The organism is Cupriavidus laharis (assembly GCF_914271435.1).
GTDB classification, from domain to species: domain Bacteria; phylum Pseudomonadota; class Gammaproteobacteria; order Burkholderiales; family Burkholderiaceae; genus Cupriavidus; species Cupriavidus laharis.
Window position 1 is genome coordinate 232,230 of record NZ_CAJZAI010000003.1, and the last position, 14,457, is coordinate 246,686.

Annotated in this window: 13 protein-coding genes; 6 read left to right on the forward strand and 7 right to left on the reverse strand. The window is 67.9% G+C overall.

Annotated features, from left to right (window positions below; all coding sequences use genetic code 11):
- Positions 1 to 124: 124 nt before the first annotated feature.
- Together LDO29_RS08325 and LDO29_RS08330 are read right to left on the reverse strand one after the other, a co-directional pair.
- Positions 125 to 1,180, reverse strand: coding sequence for a cyclase family protein (locus LDO29_RS08325; protein ID WP_224079319.1), 1,056 nt, complete (start codon positions 1,178 to 1,180; stop codon positions 125 to 127).
- Position 1,181: 1 nt separating this feature from the next.
- Positions 1,182 to 2,000 carry an IclR family transcriptional regulator gene (locus LDO29_RS08330; RefSeq protein ID WP_224079320.1) on the reverse strand — a complete coding sequence of 273 codons (819 nt, stop codon included), beginning with the start codon at positions 1,998 to 2,000 and terminating at the stop codon, positions 1,182 to 1,184.
- A 402-nt stretch (positions 2,001 to 2,402) separates the two neighbouring features.
- Here LDO29_RS08330 and LDO29_RS08335 point away from each other — a divergent pair, with 402 nt between their 5' ends.
- The 4 genes from LDO29_RS08335 to LDO29_RS08350 all read left to right on the forward strand — a co-directional run bounded on the left by LDO29_RS08335 (position 2,403) and on the right by LDO29_RS08350 (position 7,304).
- Positions 2,403 to 4,514: a 3-hydroxyacyl-CoA dehydrogenase NAD-binding domain-containing protein gene (locus LDO29_RS08335; protein ID WP_224079321.1), complete on the forward strand. Its 2,112-nt coding sequence runs from the start codon at positions 2,403 to 2,405 to the stop codon at positions 4,512 to 4,514.
- Positions 4,515 to 4,601: 87 nt separating this feature from the next.
- Positions 4,602 to 5,852: a CaiB/BaiF CoA transferase family protein gene (locus tag LDO29_RS08340; RefSeq protein WP_224079322.1), complete on the forward strand. Its 1,251-nt coding sequence runs from the start codon at positions 4,602 to 4,604 to the stop codon at positions 5,850 to 5,852.
- 120 nt (positions 5,853 to 5,972) lie between these two features.
- Positions 5,973 to 6,950 carry a Bug family tripartite tricarboxylate transporter substrate binding protein gene (locus LDO29_RS08345; protein ID WP_224079604.1) on the forward strand — a complete coding sequence of 326 codons (978 nt, stop codon included), beginning with the start codon at positions 5,973 to 5,975 and terminating at the stop codon, positions 6,948 to 6,950.
- Between the two features lie 78 nt (positions 6,951 to 7,028).
- Positions 7,029 to 7,304 carry a tripartite tricarboxylate transporter substrate-binding protein gene (locus LDO29_RS08350; protein WP_224079323.1) on the forward strand — a complete coding sequence of 92 codons (276 nt, stop codon included), beginning with the start codon at positions 7,029 to 7,031 and terminating at the stop codon, positions 7,302 to 7,304.
- Positions 7,305 to 7,400: 96 nt separating this feature from the next.
- Here LDO29_RS08350 and LDO29_RS08355 read toward each other — a convergent pair whose 3' ends face one another.
- Genes LDO29_RS08355 through LDO29_RS08370 form a run of 4 tightly spaced genes read right to left on the reverse strand, consistent with a single transcriptional unit; the run spans position 7,401 to position 12,306 of the window.
- Positions 7,401 to 8,048: a DUF2894 domain-containing protein gene (locus LDO29_RS08355; RefSeq protein WP_224079324.1), complete on the reverse strand. Its 648-nt coding sequence runs from the start codon at positions 8,046 to 8,048 to the stop codon at positions 7,401 to 7,403.
- Entirely contained in the window at positions 8,041 to 8,691 is a 651-nt protein-coding gene (locus LDO29_RS08360; protein ID WP_224079325.1) for an OmpA family protein, read from the reverse strand. Before LDO29_RS08360 ends, LDO29_RS08355 begins: the two co-directional genes overlap by 8 nt.
- A complete protein-coding gene (locus tag LDO29_RS08365; RefSeq protein ID WP_224079326.1) occupies positions 8,688 to 11,564 on the reverse strand; it encodes a DUF802 domain-containing protein in 2,877 nt (958 codons plus the stop codon). Before LDO29_RS08365 ends, LDO29_RS08360 begins: the two co-directional genes overlap by 4 nt.
- Before the next feature lie 10 nt (positions 11,565 to 11,574).
- Positions 11,575 to 12,306 carry a DUF3348 domain-containing protein gene (locus LDO29_RS08370; protein ID WP_224079327.1) on the reverse strand — a complete coding sequence of 244 codons (732 nt, stop codon included), beginning with the start codon at positions 12,304 to 12,306 and terminating at the stop codon, positions 11,575 to 11,577.
- 306 nt (positions 12,307 to 12,612) lie between these two features.
- Here LDO29_RS08370 and LDO29_RS28200 point away from each other — a divergent pair, with 306 nt between their 5' ends.
- Both LDO29_RS28200 and LDO29_RS08375 read left to right on the forward strand, forming a co-directional pair.
- Positions 12,613 to 12,747 (forward strand): hypothetical protein, encoded by a 135-nt coding sequence (locus tag LDO29_RS28200; RefSeq protein ID WP_290369541.1) that lies wholly within the window; start codon positions 12,613 to 12,615, stop codon positions 12,745 to 12,747.
- A gap of 155 nt (positions 12,748 to 12,902) precedes the next feature.
- Positions 12,903 to 13,919, forward strand: a complete 1,017-nt coding sequence (locus tag LDO29_RS08375) for a zinc-binding alcohol dehydrogenase family protein (RefSeq protein ID WP_224079328.1) — start codon at positions 12,903 to 12,905, stop codon at positions 13,917 to 13,919.
- 84 nt (positions 13,920 to 14,003) lie between these two features.
- Here LDO29_RS08375 and LDO29_RS08380 read toward each other — a convergent pair whose 3' ends face one another.
- A complete protein-coding gene (locus LDO29_RS08380) occupies positions 14,004 to 14,297 on the reverse strand; it encodes a GYD domain-containing protein (protein ID WP_224079329.1) in 294 nt (97 codons plus the stop codon).
- Positions 14,298 to 14,457: the final 160 nt, after the last annotated feature.

The window sequence follows — 14,457 nt, forward strand, 5'->3', positions numbered from 1 at the left end:
CGAAGGCGGGAATCCAGGGTCTTTCACGTCCCCTTCGGGGATGAAGTCACTGGGTTCCCGCCTACGCGGGAACGACTGTGGTTAACTGGGCGGCATGACTGCCTTGTGGTGGTTCTGGTCCCGGCTAGACTGTGGCGATCGGTGTTACCGGCGAGCCCACCGCGCCCGGCAGGCGCAGCGGCGGCGCGGTGAGCTGGAAGCGGGTGCGGCCATTGGCGCGCAGCCAGTCGGCGAGTTCGCGCAGGTACCACAGCTCGCCCAGCGGCAGGCCCAGCTTGAACAGGCAGTGGTGGTGCAGCGGCAGCAGCGGGTGGCGCTTGTCGCCATCGGGCGCGGGGCGGGCCGGATAGCGTTCGACGGCGTAGTTGTCGGCGATCAGCGCCGCGATGCCAGCATCGGTGATCCATTGCAGCAGCCGGTCATCACGCCCGTCGAGTGCGCAGCAGCTATGGTGCAGCACCGCTTCGTCGGGCTGGCGCTGCATCGACAGCACCACCTCGGCAAAGCCGGTGCGCAGCAGCAGCATGTCGCCGGGCTCGACCTCGGCCTTGGTGGCGTCCATGGCTCGCATCAGGTCGTCATAGCCGACATTGCGGAAATCCATGCCGAAGGTGTGCGCCAGGTCCACCAGCACGCCGCGGCCCTGCATGCCCTTGACCGCAAAATTCTCGATTCCCAGTGCCTGCGCGGCACTGTGGTCGTGGCCGCACGGATGGGCGGCGAAGTGGTCGTCCTCGGCATAGTCCACGGGGCCGACGATATGCTCGTTGGCACGGTAGCCGTTGTAGTAGACGCGCTCGGGCCTGCCGTCGCCATCGGCATCGAACAGCGCGCCCACGTGTGCCAGTGCGTCCCACTGCGTGCTGTACTGCAGGCACAGCAGCACCTGGTCGTCGCTGATGACGTCGGTGGCGGCCGGGTCGACCTTGGCCAGCGGGAAGTTCACGTACGGGATGTCGTCGCGGAAGGTCGGGCGCAGAACCGGGGGATGGCGGCGCGGGTTCAACTTGTTGCCGCCTGGATAGTCCAGGGGCAGCGACAGGCAGAAGCTGAGGCCGGCCTGCACCTCGCGCGCGCCCTTTACGACCTGCTCGGGGCCGATCAGGTTGATGCGGCCGAGCTGGTCGTCGGGCCCGAAATCACCCCAGTTGGAACCTTGCGGACGTTGCTTCCAGCGCATGTCATGCCTCCTCTCGCGTGCGGGGCCGGGCGGCCGGCCGTTCTCGTTGTGGGTCGGGGGTAGCACCCGCGCGGGAGCGCCAGGTCTGGCAGATGGCGTCGGCCTCGCGCCGCAGCGCGCGCGCCATGGCGGCTTCGCGGTCGGTGATGCGTTCATTGAGCGCGGCAATGCTGATCGCGCCGAGCGGGTAGCCGTCGGGGCCGGGCAGTGCGATGGCGATGCCGCCCATGCGCTCGACCACGACATCGAGCAGCACCGCGTAGCCGCGCTCGCGCGTGGCCTGCACATGGCCCAGCAGCATGGGCCGGCCGAAGCGCGGATAGCGGCGCATGGCCGGAGCGATGCCGTCGAGCACGGCCTCCACCTCAGTGTCGGGCAGCGCGGCCAGCAGCGCCAGACTGCCCGCGCCGATGCCCAGCGGCCGGCGGCTGCCGATGTCCAGGTAATTGGCGCGGATCGGGAAGGTGCCCAGCCGCAGTTCGATGCAGACCGATTCGCAGCCGCTGGGCACGGACAGGATGGCGCTGTCCTGGAAGGCATTGGCCAGCCGGATCAGCGCGGGGCGCACGAGCGGGCGCAGGTCGGTGCGCTGCACGGTGGTGGCGTGCAGCGTCAGCCATTCCGGGCCGGGCATGAACGCCTTGGTGGCCGGGTCGCGCTGCACCATGCCTTCTGCCACCAGCGTTTCCAGCAGGCGCAGCGCCGACGCCTTGTCGACGCCGGCTGCATTCGCCAGGTCGGTCAGGCGGCTGTTACGGGCATCGGTCAGCGCGCGCAGCAGGCGGCAAGCCTTCTGCAGCGAGGTGCTCGGGGTGGTCACGCCGGTTGTCTCCTTGCCAGGCTTTCGTCACATGAAACCTGTAGGAGCGGTTATAGGCCAACACGCAAGACACGTCATTCTGCGACGCAGAAAAATTTTGCCGGCTGAAACTCGCTCGACGACCGGGGCGGAATGGTGTGCTCGATCGCGGCTCGTCGGCTTCCGCCTTCAGCGCAACGGAGGACTGATGTACCGTATCAACGCATGGTGGCCTGGCGTGGCAGCGTCCTTGCGGCACCTTCGAGTGGCCCCCAGGTCGCTCTTCCGCCAGGTTTAGGCCCCATGCCCACGCTGTGAATGCTGGTTTGTCAAATTATGTTTAACATTTTGTCAACGTCTATTGGGATTGTATAGCCAGTTTATCGAGGCAAAATGCCAGGTTGACCTCAACCGGAGACAACCATGACCAACGAAGCTTCCGTCGTTCGCGCTGTTCGCCACGGCGACGTGCAGGTGATCAGCATCTGCAATCCGCCGGTTAATGCGCTGGGCGTGGCCGTGCGCCAGGGCCTGAAGCAGGCGATCGAGCAGGCGGAGGCCGATGCCGGCGTGCGTGCCGTGCTGGTCGTGGGCGAAGGCAAGGCCTTCATCGCCGGTGCTGACATCCGCGAATTCGGCAAGCCGCCGATGCCGCCGTCGCTGCCCGAGGTCTGCAACCAGATCGAAGCGAGCGGCAAGCTCGTGGTGGCCGCCATCCATGGTCCGGCGCTTGGCGGCGGCCTGGAGGTTGCCATGTCGGCGCACTATCGCCTGGCTTTGCCTGCCGCGAAACTGGGCCTGCCCGAGGTCAACCTGGGCCTGCTGCCCGGTGCCGGCGGCACGCAGCGCGCGCCGCGCCTGATGGGTGTGAAAGCAGCCGCCGAGCTGATGCTGAGCGGCAAGCACCTGTCGGCCAAGGCGGCGCAGGCCGCCGGCCTGGTCGATCGCCTCGCCGAAGGCGATGACCCCGTGGCCGCGGGCCTGGCCTATGTGAACGAACTGCTCAAGCAGGGTGCACCGCTGCGCCGCACGCGCGACCTTGCCATTGCGGACAAGGCCGCAGCGCTGGCCGAACTCGATGCGCTGCAGGCTGATACCGCAAAGAAGAGCCGCGGCCTGTTCTCGCCGCTGAAGATCGTGGAGTGCGTGCGCGCCGCCGTGGAACTGCCGTTCGACGAAGGCCTGGTGCGCGAGCGCGCGCTGTTTGTCGAATGCCTGAACAGCCCGCAGCGCGCGGGCCTGGTCCACGCCTTCTTTGCCGAGCGCGAAACCGCCAAGGTGCCCGAAGCGCGCGGCGCCGCGCCGCGCGCGCTCAACCGCGTCGGCGTGATCGGCGGCGGCACCATGGGCGCGGGCATCACCGTGGCCGCACTGGACGCCGGCCTGCCGGTGGTGATGATCGAGCGTGACGCCGAGTCCATCGCGCGCGGCCAGGCCAACGTGGAGAAGGTCTACAACGGCCTGATCGCCAAGGGCCGCATGACCGAGGAAGGCAAGGCCGCGATCCTGTCGCGCTACACGCCCAGCACGTCGTATGAAGCGATTGCCGACGTCGACCTGGTGATCGAGGCCGTGTTCGAGGACATCGAAGTCAAGAAGGCCGTGTTCCAGGAACTGGACCGTGTCTGCAAGCCCGGCGCGGTGCTCGCCACCAATACCTCGTATCTCGATATCGACGCGATTGCCAACAGCGTTTCGCGCCCGCAGGACGTCATCGGCCTGCACTTCTTCAGCCCGGCCAACATCATGAAGCTGCTGGAGATCGTGGTGCCGGCCAAGGTCAGCCCCGACGTGGTGGTGACCGCGTTCGAACTCGCCAGGCGCATGAAGAAGATCCCGGTGCGCGCGGGCGTTTGTGATGGCTTCATCGGCAACCGCATCCTGGCCGTCTACAAGCAGGCCGCCGACTACATCATGGAAGACGGCGCCAGCCCCTATGAGATCGACGAGGCCGTGCGCGGCTTCGGCTACCCGATGGGCCCGTTCCAGGTGACCGACCTGGCCGGCGGCGACATCGGCTGGGCCACGCGCAAGCGCCGCGCCGCCACGCGCGACCCGAACGCGCGCTATGTCGAAGTGGCCGACCGCATCTGCGAGCGTGGCTGGTTCGGCCAGAAGACCGGCCGTGGCTTCTACCTGTACCCGCAAGGCGCGCGCGTCGGCCAGCCCGACGCTGAAGTGCTGGCCATTGTCGACGCCGAGCGCCAGAAGAAGGGCATCGCACCGCGCAAGTTCACGGCCGAGGAAATCATGCGCCGCTACATGGCGGCCATGGTCAACGAAGGCGCCAAGGTGGTGGAAGAGGGCATCGCGCTGCGTCCGCTGGATGTCGACGTGACGTTCCTGTCCGGCTACGGCTTCCCGCGCTTCCGCGGCGGCCCGATGAAGTATGCGGACATGGTTGGCCTGCCGAAGATCCTGGAAGATATCCGGACCTTTGCCAAGGAAGACCCGCTGTTCTGGAAGCCCGCGCCGCTGCTGGAAAAGCTGGTGGCCGAAGGCAAGGATTTCGCCAGCCTCAACCAGGCACGCTGAATGGCGCGGGGAATGACGCCCGCCTGGCCACAGTAGTTCATTGCGGCGAGGCCAACCCTGCCTCGCCGCAGCCCATGGAGACAAGCAATGCAAACCACAACGGAATCATCCCAGGGCATCGACTTCCCGCTGGAGGGAGTGCGTGTGCTGGACCTGTCGCGCGTGTTCGCGGGGCCGCTGTGCGGCCAGGTCCTGGCCGACTTCGGCGCCGAGGTGGTCAAGGTCGAGCACCCGGGCCGCGGCGACGACACGCGCGACTGGGGCATGCGCATCGGCAAGACCGAGACCACGTACTTCAACAGCATGAACCGCAACAAGCGGTCCATCACGCTCGACCTGCAGAGCAAGGAAGGCGTGCAGATCGTCTACGACCTGCTGCCGCAGTTCGACGTGGTCATCCACAACTTCAAGACCGGCGGCGCCGAGAAGCTGGGCCTGGGCTACGAGCAGCTCAAGGCCATCAAGCCCGAGCTGATCTACTGCGCGGTGTCCGGCTACAACAGCAGCGGCCCCGAGGCCAAGCGGCCTGGCTACGACCTGGTGATCCAGGGCGAGGCGGGGCTGATGGCGCTCAACGGCGAAGCGAACACGCCGCCGCTGAAGTTCGGCGTGGCCGTGGTGGACCTGATGACCGGCATGTATGCCGCGCAGGCGGTGCTGGCGGCGCTGTTCCGCCGCGAACGCAAGGGCAAGGGCCAGTTGATCGAGATGGCGCTGTACGACTGCGGTGTGATGGTCACCGGCTATTACGGCCTGGACGCGATGCTGCTCGGCCACGACCCGGCGCGCTATGGCAACGCCCATCCGTCGATCGTGCCCTATGGCATGTTCGAGTCCGCCGATGGTCCGCTGATCATCGCCGTGGGCAACAACAGCCAGTTCGACAAGTTCTGCCGCCAGGTCGTCGAGCGTCCCGACATCGTCGAGGATCCGCGCTATGCGACCAATGTCGAGCGCGCCAAGAACCGCGAGACGCTGACCCCGCTGATCACCGGCCTCATCCGCAGCTTCAAGCGCGACCTGCTGCTGGAACGCATGACGGCCTGCGGTATCCCGTGCGGCAAGGTCGCCGGCCTGCATGAAGCGCTGACCAGCGAGCGGACCCGCCAGGGTGGCCTGCTGCGCGAGATGCCGCACCCGGTGGCCGGCACCACGCATGTGTTCGCGCCGCCGTACCGCATCGACGGCCAGCGCCTGCCGATCCGCAACGCGCCGCCCACACTGGGCGAGGGCACGCGCGCCGTGCTGCAGAACCTGCTGGCGATGAGCGACGAGCAACTGCAGGACCTGCAGGCGCGCGGCGTGCTGACGCTGCCGGAGACGCCGGGCAACGCCTGAGCATTCGCGCCGTGCGGACGTCATGCGCGTCTGCGCGGCAGGCCTGGCAAGGGGGCCCAATGGAGACCTTGCACTGACTTAAATTGGAACAACAAAGTGCGCATCAAACATTTCACCCGTATGGTCCATTCCCGGCGCCGTGCCATCCTGGCCCTGGCCGCCGCACCGCTGCTGATCGGCAGCGCGTTCGCCCAGGCCTGGCCGAGCAAGCCGATCAAGCTGGTCGTACCGTTCCCGCCGGGCGGCCCCACGGACACCGCCTCGCGCATCGTCGGCCAGAAGCTGGCCGAGGCCCTCAAGCAGCCGGTGGTGGTGGAAAACCGCGCCGGCGCATCGGGTTCGATCGCCGCCGCGCAGGTGGCCAAGAGCCCGCCGGACGGCTACACGTTCATGATGCTGGCCACGCCGACGCTGCTGGCGCCGTACCTGTACAAGAAGGCCGGCTACGACACAACCAAGGACTTCACGCCGGTAGCCACGGTCTATGACCTGCCCATCGTGGTCGTGGTCAACCCCACGCTGCTGCCGAACGTGACGGACCTGCCGAAGCTGATCGCGCAGGCCAAGGCCCAGCCCGGCAAGCTCAACTACACCAGCTCTGGCGCCGGCAGCTTCGGCCACCTGAGCATGGAACTGCTCAAGCAGATGGGCGGCTTCGAGATGCAGCACGTGCCGTACAAAGGCGGCGTGCCCGCGATCAGCGACACCATCGGCGGCCAGGTGCCCATCATGTACGCGGATCTCGTTGCCGCGTTGCCGCACATCCAGGCCGGCAAGCTGCGCGCCATCGCTGTCGGTTCGCCGCAGCGCGTGGCCATGCTGCCGGACGTCAAGACTATCGCCGAGCAAGGCTTCAAGGGCTATGACGCGGTGTCGTGGGGTGGCCTGCTGGCGCCGCCGGGAACGCCGAAGGACATCGTGGACCGTGTCTCGACCGAAGTCGGCAAGATCCTTGCCGACAAGGAAGTCCAGGACAAGCTGCTGAAGGCCGGTGCCATCGCCAGTTACCAGGCGCCAGCGCAGATGGGCCAGCGCATCCGCCAGGATTACGCCAAGTGGGGCAAGGTGATCCGCGAGAAGGGGATCGCGGTCGAGTAAGTGTCACGACGCCGGCCACGCTGGAACGGCGTGACCGGCGCTTAGCATTTTCGCCGTTCACCGCCCCGGCCCGCGCAGTTGCCGGATGTGCCCACGCTGGAGGAACTTGGCCTCACGCCGTTCAACGTGACATTCTGGATCGGCATGCTCGCACCGGCTGGTACGCCGCCGCAGATCGTGCAGAAGCTGCATTCGGTCACACGCGGGGTGTTGGAGGATGCGAAGGCGAAGGCGGCGCTGGGGCAGCAGGGCGATGTGGTGATGATCGACTCCGCCACGTTCGCGAAGCGCATCGAGAAGGAAGATGCGAGCTGGGGGGCGGTGATCCAGCGGGAGGGAATTACGCTGGATTGAACGGCGCGGTGCACATTCCGGCACGGAACGCCGCCCCGTGCGTGTACGTCCGTACACCCGGGGGCGGCTTCAGCCGCCGATTACTGCGGTAGCTCCTTACTTGCGCGTCCTGCCGCGAACGGCTTTCTTCACAACGCCAGCGCGCGGTGCTTCCTTGACAGCCGCGGCGCCGCCATGCATCTGTTCCAGCCACGTCAGCGCATCCACGTACGACAGGAACTGCTCGAAATACGCGGGCGACATCTCGCGCATCAGCGTCAGCGAGCGATGCACGAGATGGCTGGAATTGAGCGGCCCCGCATGCTCGGGCACCCGTGCCAGCGATTGCTGCAACTGCTGGCTGGCGCTGACCCGGGTCCAGGTATCCCGGAAGTAGTCGATCAGCTTCGGCTCTATGCGCGGCGTGCCGCGTGGCACTGCCGCGCCCGGGGAATGGGTGACCTCCGGCAAATGCGCCTGGCTCGCGATGTAGTCGACAACGTCGGCCAGCGCGCCGCGCGCGGATGGGCGCGGCGGTGGTGCGCTGCCAGGAGCATCGCCCTGACGTGTGGCGCGTTCCATGGCATCGCCGTAGGCTCTGACCAGTTCCGACAGCCTGCCATCCAGCAGGCGGCGTGCATCGCCACTGTGCGCCGCTGCGCGCCGTGCCATCGCTTCGATGAGGCGGAACCGGACCGGGTCCACGCGGTCGGCGCCGCTCTCGCGCCAGGCGGCTAGGGTGTCGTGCACCACGCCGCTACCCATGGGGTTTTGCCGTTCCCATCGACACACGCGGCACCGGGGCGATTTCCACGCGCCGGTTCCTGGCGCGGCCGGCCTCGTCGGCGTTCGATGTCACGGGCTGCTCGGCACCGAACGCGGCCGAGAACACGGAAGCGGCCGGGATGCCCGCATCGATCAGCGCCCGGGTCACCGTCAGCGCGCGCTGGGCGGACAGTTCCCAGTTGTCGGCAAAGCGGCGGTTGCCTTCCCGCACCTGCTGGTCGTCGGTAAAGCCGCTCACCATCAGGATCTCGTCGCGTGCCCGCAAGTAAGCCGACAGCGGCCCGGCCAGGCTCTTCAGGACGTCACGGCCCTGTGGCTGAAGCTGGTCCGAATTGAGCGCAAACAGCACACTGCCATTGATGCCGATGCGGCCGTTTACCAGCGTCACGCGGCCGGCGGCCAGCGGTGCCGCGAGCGCCTTTTCCAGGCTCTCGCGGCGCTGCATTTCCTCCTGGCGCTGCCTGGCTTCCTTCTCCAGCCTGGACGTGAGCTCCATCTGCGCCCCGATGACGCCCAGCAGGATCAGCACGAACGCCCCCAGCACCACGGACATCAGGTCGCCAAAGACGGCCCAGGTCGGCACCGACGGCTCGACGCCTGCGTCGATGTCCTCGTCCCTCATGCCGCCTCTGAGTTGGATGCCTGCTGTCCGGCAAGCTGCTGCAGGTCTTCAAGCACCTGCTTCTGCGAGCGCATGCTGAGGTCGACGACCTCGCGCGCCTGCGCCACGTAGTAGGCAAGCTGCTCGTCGCTGCGCACCATGGATTTGTCCAGCGCGGTCTCGATGCGCTCCAGGTGCGCCATCAGCTTGTCGTTGGACTCGCTGAACATCTGCACGGCGACACCAAGCGCCTCGCCCAGGCTGGCCACCTCGACGGCGCTGCCCGTGACCTGCGCGGCCACGGTCGCGAGCTTGCCGGTTTCGGATTCGACCTGATCGTGGAAGCGCGTGCCGACACGGTCGAGCAGGTCCGCCGTGGTGGACACCAATGAATCGACCGCCACGCGCTGCTCGGTGGACGCATGGTTGACGGCGTCAAGCAGCGTGCCCAGCGTTTCCAGCAGGCGGCCGCGCTCTTCCAGCATCGCGTTGTCGCGGGCCATGCCGTCCGTGAGCTTCTGGCGCAGTTCGGCGATGACTTCGGCCGCGGCCTTCGGCGCTTCGGTGGCGGCTTCCACCAGGCGGGCGACTTCCGCGATGGTGTGGCTCGCGTGGGCCTGCGTCTGGGCGGAGATGTCGCGCGTGGTCTGCGCCAGCGTGTCGCAGATCTCCTGCTGGCGGCTGGCCGTGTGCGCGGTCGTCTGCTCCCATTCCTGTCGCAGCGATGCGGCCATGGCGCCGAGTGTCTCGGTCCAGGCGGCCATGCGCTGCGCCTCGCGTGCGGCCATTTCGGCCTGCAGGGCCACGGCGGCTTTTGGAGCCTGCTCGGCTGCCTGCACAAGGCGGTCGATCTCGGTAATCGTGCTGCTGGCGTGCGCGCGTGCCTCAGCCGACATATCGCGCGCGGTCTGTGCCAGTGCTTCGGTGATCTCCTGCTGGCGGCCCGCCGACTGCGCGCTCGCCTGTTCCATCTGCGCGCGCAGCGTCGCGGCCATGCCGGCCAGTGCCTCGGTCCACGCGGCCAGGCGCTGCTGATCGCGCGAGGCCAGTTCTTCCTGCAGCGCGACGGCGGCCTTCGGGGCCAGTTCGGCGGCCTGCACGAGGCGGTCGATCTCGGCGATGGTGCTGCTGGCGTGCGTACGCGCTTCAGCGGAAATATCGCGCGCGGTCTGTGCCAGCGCGTCGGTGATCTGCTGCTGATGGCCCGCGGCGTTTGCGCTGGCCTGTTCCATCTGCGCACGCAGTGTGGCAGCCATGCTGGCCAGTGCCTCCGTCCATGCGGTCAGGCGTTGCTGATCGCGCGAAGCGAGCGCTTCCTGCAGCGCCACGGCAGCCTTCGGCGCCTGCTCGGCCGCCTGCACCAGGCGCTCGATCTCGGCGACGGTGCTGCTGGCGTGCGCGCGTACTTCGGCCGACATGCCGCGCGTGGTCTGCGCCAGGGCTTCGGCGATTTCCTGGTGGCGGCTGGCGGTGTGCGCGCTTGCCTGTTCCATTTCGCTGCGCAGGGTCGCGGCGATGGCGCCGAGCGTTTCCGCCCAGGCCTGCAGCCGCTGGGCGTCCTGCGCGGACAGCTCCTGCTTCAGCTCGGCATGGGTGCGGGCCATCGCCTGCACCAGCGAGGCAGCGTGCTGCTCGAATGCCGCCGCCGCGCTTGCCACGGCCTGCCGGTGGTCGCCGGCCATCTGTTCGCCGATGCGGGCTTGCCGCGCCAGCGCGTCGTTCCAGGTCTCGGTGGCGCTGGCGGCCGTGGCGTCCAGGCGGGTGGCCACGCTTTCCAGCAGGCCCGCCGAGCGTTGATCGAAGGTCTGGGCAAAGCCATCAAGCGTGGCGCGCAGGTCGCTGGCCTGCGCTTCGCTCGTGCGCTGATGCCCGGCCAGCGCCTGCTGCCACAGGTCCGCGACGGTGGCCGTGGTGCTCTCGAAGCGGCTCGACAGGCCGTCGAGCTGCTGCTTCACGGCGTCGGTCACCGTGGTGTGCAGGGCCGCCGTTTCGCGGGCGATGCCTGCCATGGTGACCTCCACGGCAGGCTGGATGGCTGCGCTTGCGGTGCGCGCGCTGTCGGCAATGCTCTGCGTCAGCGATTGCTGCACGGAGTCGGCGAGCCGGCCGTATGCCGCGTCGGTGCGGTCATGAAACGCGGCCTGGCTGGCGGCCAGCCGTTCGGACATGGCCTGGTTCTGCTGTTCCATCGCGGTCATCATGGCCTGCAGCCGGTCGACCAGCGCGGGCATCACGTCGGCCTGGCGCTGCAGCAGGCGGAACGCCTCCTCGCGCTGGTGTGTGCGCGAGTACGGGCGCAGCGTGGTAGCGATGCGGGCGTCGAGCGCCTGCGCGGTCTCGATCCGTTCGCGCCGGCACAGCGTGGAAAGCAGGCCCAGCATCGCCGATGTGGCGACGCCGGCCACCGACGTGCCGAATGCGAATCCCAGGCCCTTGACCGGCGCGGCCAGCGACGCGCGGATGGCATCGAGGTCCGCCGCGCCTTCCAGCGCGATCCCGGTGCCGCGCAGCGTCGCCACCATGCCCAGGAAGGTGCCGAACATGCCCAGCAGGACCAGCAGGCCGACCAGATACGGCGTCAGGGCCGGGCCTGGGAGGGGGGCGCGCTCGCCTTCGATGCGCAGGCGCACGGCATTGCGCAGGCTCGGATGCATCGGCTCGATCCACGCGGCAAGGCTGGCGGGCGCCTCGGACAGCCCTGCAATGGCCTGTGCCAGCGTGCCCGTGGCCTGGCGGTAGCGCTTCAGTTCGAGCGCCCCCGCAAGGTAGAAGCCGCCGATCAGCAGCGTGACGGCCAGCGCCAGCGCATTGGTGCCCGCGTAGCCGGCGCCGATCCAGCCCACGACGGCCAGGCCTGCCAGGAAAACGACGATATGGATGGGGGTTCTGGTCATGATGGTTGGGTTAGCTGTCACGCAGCGCCGCGAGCAGTCCTTCGACGGGCTGGAAACGGATGTCCAGCTCGGCGCGCAGCACGCTCTGCATATCGTTCTGGAATACGGTGAGCCATGCACCGGGCGTTACTTCGGCCGGGGCGCCTGCAGCCCGGGCACTGGCCAGCGTCGCTTCCTCGGTCTGGCGCAGGCGCGTGAAGTGCGCTTCGAGCATGCCCGGTATGGTGGCCAGCAGCGCCTGTTCGCGTGCCCCGAGCACGCGTTCCATGACGGCATCGACCATTGCCAGCCGCGCCATGCCGCCGGCCCGCGCCGCCAGCGCCGTCCGCAGGCGGCCGCGCAGGTTGCCGATTTCCGTCTCCATGGTCTGCTGAAAAGTGACGTAACGCTGGCGGAACGCCGCATAGTCCACCACGGTATCCACCGGATCCGGCACGGACGGACGCGGCCGTCCCCGCTGCCGGCCGCCGGCCGCCTTGTCATCGGTAATGGCCGCCGCCAGCATAGCGCGCACGCGGGCGCACTCGGCATCCTCGGCCCCGGCCGCGCGTGGTCCGGCCGACGCCGGCGGATTGCCGTTCAGCGCCGCGGACAGGGCGATCGCGTCCGTCCAGCCGAGCCATTGGCTGAGCTGGGCCGAGAGCGATTGGCCGGATTCGGGGGCGTCATTGCCCGCCAGGCGAACCAGCAGGCGGATCAGCGTCGGGCCGCTGAACCCTGCGCGCCGTGGTGCTTGGAGCATATCGCCAGAGCGAAAAATCCAGCAGTTTACACGTACGCGTGTGCGATTTCGCCGCATTTGTGGCCAAGCCAGCGTGGGGTGGTCGCGAAGCGACGGATCGTGGCTGCTGGTCGCGCGGATTTCGCTCTCGCACCGCGCCCGCAAGCTGCCGCGGTCAGCCGGGTGGCTGGCTCAGATCAGGCACGGCCGGCGTCGCTGCCAGCCCCCGAGGATGCAAAGTCGAAATCGGTCGTTGGGTCAGAGGCGGATCGCTCATAGACTTCAGGCAGGGCGGACGCATTGGCCGCCCTGTTGCAAGGAGTCTTCATGGCCGATCTGCTCGACTGGATTACCGCGATCGGCGCGGCCGTTGTCGTGTATGCGGCCTTGCGCTATCCGATCTACCCGCCTGGCTTTTACGATGACGATCCCGCCCGCACGAAGGCGCGGCAATCCCGCTGAGTGGCGGCGGGAGGTGATTTTCCCCGAAATGAGGGAAAGTGATTGCCGGATAATCCCCTCATCAAGCAAGTCCATTGTGGCTAAGCTACAGTCCATCTTCCTGAACCGGCAGGCGGGCACGCCCGCATGCCGGGACGAACCAACGGACTGTGACCATGAAAGCCATCGGCCTGACCCGCTACCTGCCCATTTCCGACCCAGACTCGCTGGTCGACATCGAAATTGAAACGCCGACGCCATCGGGCCATGACCTGCTCGTGAAGGTCGAGGCGATCGCCGTCAACCCGGTCGACACCAAGGTCCGCGCGCCCAAGCCACAGGTGGAGCCGGCCCCGCGCGTACTGGGCTGGGATGCGGCCGGCACGGTCGTGGCGGTGGGGCCGGATGTCACCCTGTTCAAGGTGGGCGATCCGGTCTACTACGCGGGCAGCATCACGCGCCCCGGCGCCAACGCGGAATACCACCTCGTGGACGAGCGCATCGCCGGCCACAAGCCGGCTTCGCTGGATTTTGCGCAGGCCGCGGCGCTGCCGCTGACGGCTATCACCGCATGGGAGGCACTGTTCGACCGCCTCGGCGTGTCGCCCAAGGGGGACGACGCGGGCAAGTCCGTGCTGATCATCGGCGGCGCGGGCGGGGTGGGTTCCATTGGCATCCAGCTCGCCAGGACGCTGGCCAGCCTGACGGTGATCGCCACGGCGGCGCGGCCGGAGTCGCAGGCGTGGTGCCGCCGCCTGGGCGCCGACCATACCGTGGATCATCGCGGCGACATGGCGGCGCAACTGAAGGCGCTGGGGTTTGCGCAGGTGGACTACATCCTGTGCTTCAACGACACCGACGGCCATTTCCCGGCCATGGCGGACCTGATCGCGCCGCAGGGCAAGATTTGCACGATCGTCGAGAACGCCGCGCCGCTGCCGGTCGAACGGCTCAAGAGCAAGAGCGCGGCGTTTGTCTGGGAATTCATGTTCACGCGCGCCATGTTCGGCACGCCCGACATGATTGCGCAGCACCGGCTGCTCAATGAGGTGGCACGGCTGGTGGATGCCGGGCGGCTCCAGACCACGGTTGGGAAGAACCTCGGCACGATCAACGCGGCAAACCTGCGCCGCGCCCATGCCATGCTCGAAGGCGGCCAGACCATCGGCAAGCTGGTGCTGGAAGGGTTCTGAGCCCGATCCGCCGGCAAGCATCCGGAAGCAGAAAGCGCCTGCCGGCACTTGCGTGCGGCAGGCGCTTTCCGTTCTATGACCACATCAACGCATCTTGCCGAGAATGCCCTGCATTTCGTCAGCGTTGAACGCGCGCAGCGTTTGCGTGCGCACGTTGCCCAGCGCGCCGATCGACAGGCCGAAGGCGGTCATGGCCGCGTCATCCGGTGCTTCCAGTACCAGCGCAATGTCATAGGCGCCGAGCGTCCAGTAGATGTCTTTCATCTGCACGCCGAACTGCGCCCCCATTTCGCGCACCGCGGCGGCGCGCTTGGTGGTGTCCTTGACGTTGCGAATGCCCTGGTCGGTGAAGTTTGCCAGCACGAGATATCGGGTCATGATGTGTCTCCGGCAAGTTGAATCGGCGCCGTCCGCGCGGCTGGCGCGGACGGTGGTTCAGGGCTTCGGAGCGTTGCCAGCGTGGCCCGGGCCACTATGCAAGGGCCGCTGCTGGGGGAGGTGGGGCGATAAAGCGCTCGCGCCTCGCGAGCAAGGCGCC